We start from the raw sequence: 1894 nt of genomic DNA, 5'->3' as shown, positions 1-1894 counted from the left end.
AGATTTTATGGTCTACAATGGCTAATGACTCGTTGCTGATAGATGAAACATCAATATACTTGAAATGTCTATCTGGCTGCTTTCTCGGATCGAGCAGTTTTGTTTTTTGAACTACCTCTCCAAGTCGCACCACCCGCCAATCCTCTGGCAAAGGGCCGAGTTCGGTTTCCTTCAAACGCACCTGATCGGCTTGCTCCACAGGCACAGGACCGTAGGTGAAGAGATGGCGCATAAGGCTCCTCTTGAGTTCACGGGCAGCAGCGATAACCTTTTCGGCGGCTTCCTTCGCCTGCTGTACCGTACGTAGAACGTAGGCAATGGCACGCTGTTCCTCGATGGGTGGGAGGGGAAGGAGTAAATTCTCGACATCTGGACGCTGCAGGCTAGGTAAGGTAGTTTTTGCATGTTCACCAGAAAGGGGATGAAGTATCAGCCAGGCGTGAAGAAAGTGAACATCAATCGTTCGCTTCCATTCTAAGTAAAAAGTTGTATCAGCTGGCCAACACATTTTTTCAGATAGCCACACTTGCCCGGCTGTACCTTTTCTGCCAATGATGAGTGTAGGAAATTGAATTAGAGGCTTGTCTGTCCAGGAATAAACACCACCTGAACCAATAACAGGGATGGTGCCAGTGGTTCTCGGTTTTGCTTTACCATAGCGGATACAAGCTAACTCCCCAAGTCGCACCACCCGCCAATCCTCTGGCAAAGAGCCGAGTTCGGTCATTTTGTAGCCGTTAGGTAAACCCTCTATGTTCTCATGCATCGTTCCTCTTCTCCAAAAGGCGCCTGCTCTGTTCCTAAAAGCGCGGTGAACGCTTTGGGCAACGAGGCAGGGCCTCGGTTAGGTACAAACGCTCAGGCCGCATAGATTGTCACTTCCTCGCGCAAAACGTCCTCTCGAAGGAGAGACTTGAGACCGCTGCGCACCACGAGGTCTACCGGCCGACTCAATAGGGAGGAAAGCTCGCGAGACATGCGGCTTAAGGTCAAAAAACCTACCGATGCATCCGGTTCAAACTCCACCAGCACATCCACGTCGCTTTGCAGCCCGAAATCTTCCCGAAGCACAGAGCCAAACAGGGATAGTCGTCGCACGCGGTAGCGGCGGCAAAAGTCCCCAATCCGCGCTTCAAGAATCTCGAAATTCCTCTTCTCCATGAGAGTGCTCTTCCCCTATAATGGGCGATTTACAAGCCACGATCGTAGGCGCTCTCGCTTATGGTGCAGTTATGATCGCGCACTTCTAGGCAGCCCCGTTTCCATCAACGTAACCGCCAAGCCCCAGTTTTTTTAAGACCGCTGCCAATTCCCGATCTGCACCCATGCGCTCTTCTTCTGCCTCTTGCAGGCGCACCACCGCCTCCTCCAGCGGTACGGTCTCTTCACTACCGTTCATGCTTACATAGCGGCTAGGGGAGAGGTTATAGTCGTTTCGGGCGGCCTCTTCGGTGCTGATGATTGCCGATAGGCCCTCCTCAACCCTCCATTCGTGGTAAAGCCGAGCGATTGTCTCGACGTGCTCGTCGGCTAGGTAGTTCTTAGGTCGCCCTTTGGCGAAGAGCGTGGAAGCATTGATGAGCAGAATCTGGCCTGGAGCGCGTTTCTTGCGATTAACAACGAGGATAATGCCCGGCGCGGTGGTGTTGTAAAAAAGATTTTCAGGCAACAGCACGACTGCCTCCACGAGGTCGCATTCCACAAACGCCTTACGGATATCGCGCTCGCGGTTGCTGCCCTGGTTGCCGCTGCCGCGGCTGGTCGCCCCCGTATCTAGCACCACTGCCATGCGACCCGTGTCGTTTAAGGAGGCAAGCATGTGCTGCAGCCAGCCCCAGTCCGCCGAAGAGGTGGGCGGGCTGCCAAAGCGGAAGCGATCGTAGGTGTCGTTTTC

General features: G+C 53.6%; 3 protein-coding genes. All 3 read right to left on the bottom strand.

The window, feature by feature from the left end:
- A partial coding sequence (locus VKV29_RS14085) for a restriction endonuclease subunit S (protein WP_324201952.1) occupies positions 1-766 on the bottom strand: 766 nt, incomplete at its 3' end.
- A gap of 92 nt (positions 767-858) precedes the next feature.
- Positions 859-1161, bottom strand: a complete 303-nt coding sequence (locus VKV29_RS14080) for a nucleotidyltransferase family protein (protein ID WP_324201951.1) — start codon at positions 1159-1161, stop codon at positions 859-861.
- Between the two features lie 85 nt (positions 1162-1246).
- On the bottom strand, positions 1247-1894 hold a 648-nt coding region (locus VKV29_RS14075; protein WP_324201950.1), incomplete at its 5' end, for an N-6 DNA methylase.

This window comes from Chthonomonas sp. (assembly GCF_035294165.1).
GTDB lineage: Bacteria > Armatimonadota > Chthonomonadetes > Chthonomonadales > Chthonomonadaceae > Chthonomonas.
This window is presented reverse-complemented; position numbering and strand designations above follow the sequence as displayed.